At 39.3% G+C, this 8350-nt stretch carries 5 protein-coding genes and 2 pseudogenes; 1 reads left to right on the top strand and 6 read right to left on the bottom strand.

Going from position 1 to position 8350, the window contains the following annotated elements; genetic code table 11:
* A pseudogene (locus ACFIMS_RS00140) lies at positions 1 to 1748 on the bottom strand (filamentous hemagglutinin); the annotation flags it as partial.
* Between ACFIMS_RS00140 and ACFIMS_RS00145 the strand changes: the two are divergent.
* Positions 1741 to 2473, top strand: a pseudogene (locus tag ACFIMS_RS00145) (autotransporter domain-containing protein); the annotation flags it as partial. The pseudogenes ACFIMS_RS00140 and ACFIMS_RS00145 sit on opposite strands and share 8 nt — an antisense overlap.
* A gap of 550 nt (positions 2474 to 3023) precedes the next feature.
* Here the strand turns inward: ACFIMS_RS00145 and ACFIMS_RS00150 are convergent.
* The 5 genes from ACFIMS_RS00150 to ACFIMS_RS00170 form a co-directional block, all read right to left on the bottom strand.
* Positions 3024 to 3806 (bottom strand): ABC transporter ATP-binding protein, encoded by a 783-nt coding sequence (locus ACFIMS_RS00150; protein ID WP_273790734.1) that lies wholly within the window; start codon positions 3804 to 3806, stop codon positions 3024 to 3026.
* On the bottom strand, positions 3793 to 4677 hold the full coding sequence (locus tag ACFIMS_RS00155; protein ID WP_273790733.1) for an ABC transporter ATP-binding protein: 885 nt from the start codon (positions 4675 to 4677) through the stop codon (positions 3793 to 3795). The genes ACFIMS_RS00150 and ACFIMS_RS00155 overlap by 14 nt, the downstream gene beginning before the upstream one ends.
* Positions 4670 to 5599 carry an ABC transporter permease gene (locus ACFIMS_RS00160; RefSeq protein WP_273790732.1) on the bottom strand — a complete coding sequence of 310 codons (930 nt, stop codon included), beginning with the start codon at positions 5597 to 5599 and terminating at the stop codon, positions 4670 to 4672. The genes ACFIMS_RS00155 and ACFIMS_RS00160 overlap by 8 nt, the downstream gene beginning before the upstream one ends.
* Positions 5600 to 5601: 2 nt before the next feature.
* The gene (locus ACFIMS_RS00165) at positions 5602 to 6675 is read right to left on the bottom strand and encodes an ABC transporter permease (protein WP_375696250.1); all 1074 of its coding nucleotides are present in this window, start codon (positions 6673 to 6675) and stop codon (positions 5602 to 5604) included.
* A 110-nt stretch (positions 6676 to 6785) separates the two neighbouring features.
* Positions 6786 to 8350 (bottom strand): ABC transporter substrate-binding protein (locus ACFIMS_RS00170; RefSeq protein WP_375696251.1); only part of this gene is annotated, 1565 nt, incomplete at its 5' end.

Here is an 8350-nt window from a genome sequence, read left to right on the forward strand (position 1 = left end):
CCACTGCTCCATTGGCCACCAGTCATGCTTAAATCGCCAAGGGAGTGAATGTTTAAATCCTGTATAGAAATGATTTGAGCCTGCTGCCCACTGCGATCAACAAAACCATATTCATTCGTGTCACGGATTTTTGCAGTACCATCAATGATTGTCTTCGCATTGAGGGTGATGATATCCCCCAGAATAACACCGGAAGAATTGGCTAAAAGATCGCCACTGCTGAGATCTACAGCACCGCTGCCAAGCAAAAAACCACCATCATTAAACAAAGTTTGCGTAGTCGAAACATGCAATGCACCATTACTTGATATGGTGCCGCTATTGGTAAGACGGTCCGTCTCTATAGTGACGCCATTGCCTTTCAAACGTGCACTGGCAAGGTTTCCTTGCTGCGTTTTTGCCCCATAAACATCTTGTGCTAAAGAAGTGTTTGGTGCCAAATAAACGTGGGGTACCAAGACCTCTTGTCCGTCGACAAGGTGGTTCTCAAGCCAGATCATATCCTTTTTGATCCCAGCAATTTGCTGAGGCGTTAAGGGCTTGCCTAGCACTAACCCCAAGGGACCTTGCTGCTCCACAGCATTGTCATAGAGCCTTTGCATTTGAGCATTAGGATCTTCAACATCAAGAAGAGTGCGATTGCCTGTCTGCTCGAAGATTTGCTCACCCACCAGACGATATTCAAAATAAGCATCCCCTAATCTTTTAAACACGTTCTCAGGCTTATAATTGCCAATCTTTTTTAAGTAATAGTCCGATCCCAAAAATTTACTTGGGTTGATAAAATCTGGACGCGTCTCGACTAAAAACGGCACATCCGGTGATTGGGTCTGGTCCAATTCTGTCTTAACAGAGCTAAGCCCGTCTTGCGTTGGCACCTGTATGGATTCTGGTGCGGGTGTTTTTGTGCTTGGTGCAAAAAGCCCTTTGTGCCCTTTCAAACCATTGATAATACCGTCTAATCGATCATCACTAATCAGTGGTTTGGAACCGTCAAAATCGGTGTTTTTAACACCAGCCAAACCTTTATCGCCAGAGCTTAAGCCAACTTGCTCACCCCCCTCACGCACCGCATGATTGTCAATATAGCCTGTCAACTTGGCATCAAGCGTGCCACCAGCTTCAATCGTGCCGTAAACAGCATCATAAGTGCGGGCGGTTGTTTTGGTAAAAGTAGGACCATCCCATTCATCTGCACCATGCGCTATACACCCTAGACTGGTCCAAAAATTACAGTCTTTGTGTCTGTAGCGCGTTTCCGTTACAACCTTAGTTGTTTCGATTAAATCGCGCCCCTCATTGAGCAGCGTATCGCCATGCATCTCAATGTTGCCATTGGCAGCAATCAAGCTATAGCTATTGCGGATATCACCGGCATTAATTGTCAGATGATGTCCTACTAAAATCTGTGCAGCATTATTGGTAAAATGAGGCTGCTGACGAATGATCGTGGTGTCGATATTTTCCTTGATACGTAAATGATCAATATTTTCGACATCTTTCCATTCTCCTCGCACGTAACTGTGAGAAATCACTTTATCGCTAACTTCGACCCCACCTTCGCGCATGTTGGTAAGCGCTGAGACATCGAAGGTCATATCGCCTGACACGACTTCTAAAAGACCCGAGCTGTTGATCACATGACCAGCCCGCTCTCCACTTAAGCCACGGATGATGAGATTGTCTTCAGCAATGACATCGGCAAACTTATTAATAAAATCCCCATCCAAGGAGAAAATGGCAGATCTTCACTATGCTGTTCTACAAGGAGCTATTAACCTTGTCGTGCAGAAGGAAAAAATATCTACAACACATTTGGGTCTTGTCCGAACCTACGGGCAACTCTCTTTCACCCCAAAAGATATGCAAGATGCAAATAAGAGTACTGTGGAAAAATGGTTACTCACAACCTATGGAACCATACAACATGACAAGTAGTTTCTATCTTGATACGCTGTTATCCTATGTCTTCCTAAAGGGAAAGATCACCAATGCCCTCATTAGTACAACCGCAAAATTGAAAAATGCAAAAATGTTGGCGATCTCCACAACTGTTAGCAAACAATTTGCAACGGGTATCCAAGGTGTAACATTCGAACCGCAGGCACAGCTTGCCTATCAACATTTGATGTTTGATACCATTAAAGATGCTGATAATCTGACCATTAAGATGCAAAATCCTTCTCAATGGATAATCCCGTGTTGGTGGACGTTTGACAAAAACCATTGCCACTGAAAACAGCCGTCCTATGTCTTTCTATGGAAAAGTAAACTTAATCAAAACCTTTGGTGATGATCAGACATTCCATATTGATAAGTATTATAAATGTGACCCCTCGGGAAGTTCCGTTGAAGGTGGCCCACAATTGTCCGCTAACCTCTCCCTTCATGGTGATGTCAGCTATCAACAAAAGCTTCAAAAACTGGTATAAGTGGTGCAAGCTTTTCAGGAGGAATACTCTATCAGTTTTAAATCAAGACTGTAAAAATAGCCTATTCAATTTAACAAAAAGGCAGCATATTGCTGCCTTTTTGGTTTATTATAAGCTGTTTTTAAGCGCTTTTTTAAATAGAGAACAGCGAAATATTTGAAGACAGTCATTGACCATTGGATGTTTTTTACAAAAAATTCTTTTTATAAAGAATAAAACTGTAAAAAAGAGAACAACCAAAAACAAAATGATATTGTAAAATAATGAGAAGCTTTTCTAGAAAATACAACATTACTATCGTTTGTTATTTCTCACGAATTTAATGCTTAAAATTCCAAAATAAAACTTTTGAACATAAAATGATAAGTAAAAAATAATGCAATAATATCAAACAAAGGGATGTATGTTATAAGTCACTCATATATTTCAAAATGGAAGTTCTAATAGGATTTAAAATATTACAGCTCAAACACTGCCCAGAAAATTCATACTGAAAAAATCCTATTATCCCCTTCCCTCTTAACAATGCCGCCAAACATCTCCAGAAACTTCAAAACAAATAAAATTGCATTTTCTCTTCTGTAAAATTGATCATGCTCTTTGCTCTCTATGGACAATAGGCTCTATACTTGCTTCAAAAAACTCCTTTGTATAATCGTGTTGCGCATGTAGATTACGCAATTCATCATTGCTAAGCTCTTCAAGAATAATCCCTTTATGCATAATTCCAACACGTTCACAAATATGTGCAACAACAGCAAGATCATGGGATACCATTAAATAAGTAAGCTTTTTTCTCACGCGCAGTGATTTCAACAAGTTTAAAATTTCAGCCTGTACCGACACATCCAATGCAGATGTTGGCTCATCAAGCAACAACACCTCTGGCTCAATAATTAAAGCACGTGCAAGAGCAATACGCTGACGCTGCCCTCCAGACAACTCATGAGGATAACGATAAAGAAATGAAGAATCTAAACCAACGGAATCTAAAGCATCCTCCACCCGCTCTCTTTGATTATCCATTCCATGGATTTTGAGCGATTCAGAAAGAACCGTATGGACCATTTTTCTTGGATGCAGCGAAGCATAAGGATCTTGAAAAACCATTTGAATACAGCGTAAAAAATCCTTACTTCTTTTCTTTTCAACTTCTTGTCCAGCAAAAAGGAATTTTCCACTATAATCTGGAATAAGCCCCACCAATGTATTCAAAATAGTTGACTTTCCACATCCGGATTCACCAATCAAACCATAAGCTTCACCACGCTTAATATGAAAATTAACATTTTTAACAACTGTTACTGCCTTATGCCTGTGCCCAAAAGTTACAGATAAATTAGAAACATCAATAATATTCTCACAATTTGTCATGAGGAACCTCCTCAACGCCATTAACAATCGTAGGATTATACAACCAATCAGGATCACGCTCAGGAACAGCCAAAATATCAACTGGATTATCAAGCCGTGGCAAACTCGCGAGCAACGCCTTTGTATAAGGATGACAAGCGTGAGACAAATCAGAAGCAGGCAACTCTTCTAAGACACGGCCCGCATACATCACCAAAATACGATCACAAAAATCAGCAATCATATTTAAATCATGACTAATGAAAATAAGTCCCGTTCCAGATTTTGTCACAAGTTCATCTAATACAGATAAAACTTGTCGTCTGACCGTAATATCAAGTGCAGATGTTGGCTCATCAGCAATAATTAAATCAGGTTTTGGAATGAGCATCATTGCAATCATCACGCGCTGCCCCATCCCCCCAGATATTTCATGAGGAAAGAGACGCATCACATGTTCAGGATCACGAATATGAACAGATTCTAACATAGATATGGTGCGCTCCCTCGCTTCAGCTTTTGAAACACGGTAATGAATACGGTAAGCCTCCATAATCTGTTCCCCGATCCGTATTAATGGATTAAGTGAATATTTGGGATCCTGTAAAATCATTGAAATACGTTTCCCACGGATTTTTCGCATCTGAGGTTCACTTGCGGCCAATAAATCAACATCCTCAAAGCGCATTTTTTTAGCTTTAACAATGGCTGCTTTTGGACTCAACCTTAGTATTGCGCGCCCAGTCATCGATTTTCCAGATCCGGATTCACCAACAATTCCAATTTTTTCTTTTCCAACAGAAAAACTAACGCCACGCACAACTTCTGAAATGCCGCGCGTTGTAGGAAAAGAAATACGTAAATCTTCTACTTCTAATAATTTATTACCCATTGCGTGGATCCAATACATCACGAAGACCATCACCTAAAAGGTTGAAAGCAAGACTTGCAAATAATATTGCACAGCCTGGTATTGCCGCCAACCACCAATTTGTCATCATAAATTCCCGCCCTGAAGAAAGCATCGCACCCCATTCAGGACTTGGAAGTTGAGCTCCCAACCCTAAAAAACCAAGACCAGCAGCCGTTAAAATAATTCCAGACATATCCAAAGTTAATCGTACAATCACTGAAGGAATACACATGGGCGCAACATGAAACAAAATAATTCGCCAAGCAGAGGCCCCTTGCAGGCGAACTACAGAAACATAATCAGAAGAACGTATTGTCAAAGTCTCAGCACGTGCTAAACGTGCAATTGGTGGCCATGCTGCAATTGAAATTGCAATAGAAGCATTTTCAATCCCTGGTCCCAATGCGGCTGAAAATGCAAGAGCTAAAATCAAACCTGGAAAAGCAAGAAAAATATCGACAATGCGCATGAGCACAGTATCAACCCATCCGCCCATATAACCAGATACAGTTCCAACAATAAGCCCTATTGGACCTACAATAACTGTTGTAAGAAAAACAACATAAAGAGTAATACGGGAACCAAAAACAAGGCGACTAAAAATATCACGTCCCAATTCATCTGTTCCAAAATAATGCGCCATAGAGGGTGGCTGCAACCGATGCCCCAGATCATTGCTAAGAAAATCATGCGTAGCAATCCAAGGAGCAAAAAATGCACATATGATAATAATACAAATAATAAGCAGACCGAATACAGCCGAAAAGTTATGAAAAAACTTAGCCAGTGCGTGATAAATTCTTTGTATGTTCGCTTGAATTATGGAGTTTGGAACAGGATCGTTTAACCAACTACCCAAAGAAGATGATGATTGCGATTTATGATGATTACTTACTGTCATATTCAACGTGTCCTTGGATCAAAAATGCGATAAAGCAAATCAGAAAATAAATTAATGGCGACAAAGATAAATCCTACAAGTAAAGTACATCCTACAACTGCATTCATATCTCCGGCTAAAAGAGCATTTGTCAAGTAATGTCCAAAACCAGGCCAAGCAAAAACTGTCTCCGTTAAAACAGCCCCTTCTAATAAAAAAGCATAAGAAAGTGCAACAACGGTAATAATTTGAACAGCAGCATTTCGAAAGGCATGCCCCCAAACGGTTCGCGCCCACGATAATCCCTTTACACGTGCAGTAATGATATATTCCTGATTAAGCTGCTCAATCATAAACCCACGAGTCATACGGCTAATATAAGCCATAGCACCGAAAGCCAAGATCAAAGCAGGCATAATAACGTGACTAAAAACATTACCAAAAGCCTCCCATTGTCCTTGGCTTGCAGTATCCCAAAGGAAAAATCCTGTTTTTGGTTCAAAAGAATATTCATAAAGAAAATCAAGTCGTCCTGGGCCACCAACCCAGCCAAGCTTGGCGTAAAATATTAACAACGCCATTAATCCGAGCCAAAATGTTGGAGTAGAATAACTTACAAGTGTAAAAACACGGACAACATAATCAATAAATGAATCGCGATACATTGCTGCAAAAACACCAAATGGAATTCCAAGACTTGTGCCAATAACAATAGCAACGGTTGCAAGCTCTAATGTTGCAGGAAACACACGCATAATATCGGCTAGAACAGGTCGCCCAGAAGTTAAAGCATCTCCAAAGTCAAACAAAAATACATTATGAAGATACTTCCAATATTGGACAATCAACGGCTTATCAAGACCCAGCTTATAATACATTGCATCATAAGCTTCCTGACTGATATTATCACCAAGAATAGACAGAACCGGATCTAGAGGAAGAAGATGACCAAGAAAAAAAGTGATCGTCACCAACCCAAGCAATGTGATAAAAACTGAAATAAGAAGTTTCAATCCTTTGTATAAAAAATCCCATAAAAATAATTTTTTCTGCTTTTCTGATACAGCTCTTTCAGTCTCTGAAAGTGGCAAAACCATTATAAAAATCCCCTCTGTAGCGACAAAACATAAAGCAAATACTTTTTTATATAACAAAACAATCTCTTATTAAGCATGTTCTACAATCCTTTTCTATAACATGCTTCTTTTTATTTTTCTGCTTCATTGTAATAAAGTCTATAACTGTTCCAAATCCATTTTTTGACATCAGGCCCCATACCAACGGTATAATATGTCTGAAATAAATAAACCATAGGACCATGCTCTAGCACATAATGCTGTAAAGTACGATATTGCATGATACGCTTATTGGGGTCTTTCTCAAACAAAGCATCCATCACCATGTTATTAATATTTTCATCATAATACCCAGCGCGCCAAGCTAAATACATATTGTGCTTTTTTGTAAATGTTGGATCAGGGTTAAACACGTGATTTAATGAAGCAGGATGTCCATCAGGATCGGCACTCCCCCACCCCATAATAGCAGTATCATAATTTCCACCACGTACACGGCTCAACAATTGATTTTGTGCCATTTTTTCAATTGTAAGCTCAACACCAATTTTGCGTGCATTGGCTTGAATAGACTGTGCAACAGACGACATATAACTAAGGCTTCCAACTAAAAGATTAGCTTTAAACCCATTAGGATAACCAGCTTCAGTAATCAGTTGTTTTGCTTTTTTCAAATCCAACTGAAAAGGCAAACCTTCTTTTTCATCTAAAGCACCTGGAACACCTAAAGACATATAAGTTGCCCGAGGAATAGCAATCCCTTTCAAAACAGTTTTTCCAAGACCTTCATAATCAACCAAATAACGAAGTGCCAATCTGACCTTTTCATTCGCAAAAATTGCATTCTTATTATTTAACGATAAGTAAATAATCTGCGGACGCAAAACACGACTAATTTTGACTGGGCCTCCTTTTTTTTCAAGATCTAAAATATCCTCTGAAGAAAGATCACGCACTATATCCACATCACCTTTTTCCAAAAGAAGTCTTTGACTTGATGAATCCGCTACATGCTGCACAACAATCTGCTTAATTTTAGGCACATCGCCCCAATAATGTTGTGTCGCCTCTAACACAACTTTATCTCCTGGAGACCAGCTCACCAATTTATAAGGTCCAACACAAGCTGTATGTGTTGCTAAATATTTATTCCCCATATCACCGTTAATACTCTGTGCTTCAATTGTTTTCCGATCAAGCAAAGCAGAAGCATAAGATTGTCCAATAACAGTCAATATGAGCTGAATAGGATAGGGTTTATCTAATTTTAATTGTAAAGTCTTATCATCAAGAGCCTGAATATTTGTTTCAATATTGTTTTTGGTAAACCCATAATCCATTAAAGATTGAGCATAGCTTAATCCTAATTTAATAATCCGTCGCATCGACCATACCAAATCTTGCGCTGTAGCCATCCTTCCATCATTAAACTTTAAATCATCACGAAGATGAAAGACTATTCTTTTGCCATTGTCTAAAACGTCCCAAGATTTTGCCATAGCAGGGCGAATTTTTGTAGGATCATGCTCATCATATTGCACTAACGCGCTGCAAATATTCGTTAATAACTCACTCGTCACAACCTCAACAGTTTGCGCTGGATCAAAACTACTAATTGAATCAATATTCCATGCCATTACCAATATATCTTTAGATGAGGCACTGAATGCCGTTGTTACAGCCCCATTAAAAAAAA

Source organism: Bartonella sp. AP331QHHD, from assembly GCF_042195905.1.
Taxonomy (GTDB): domain Bacteria; phylum Pseudomonadota; class Alphaproteobacteria; order Rhizobiales; family Rhizobiaceae; genus Bartonella.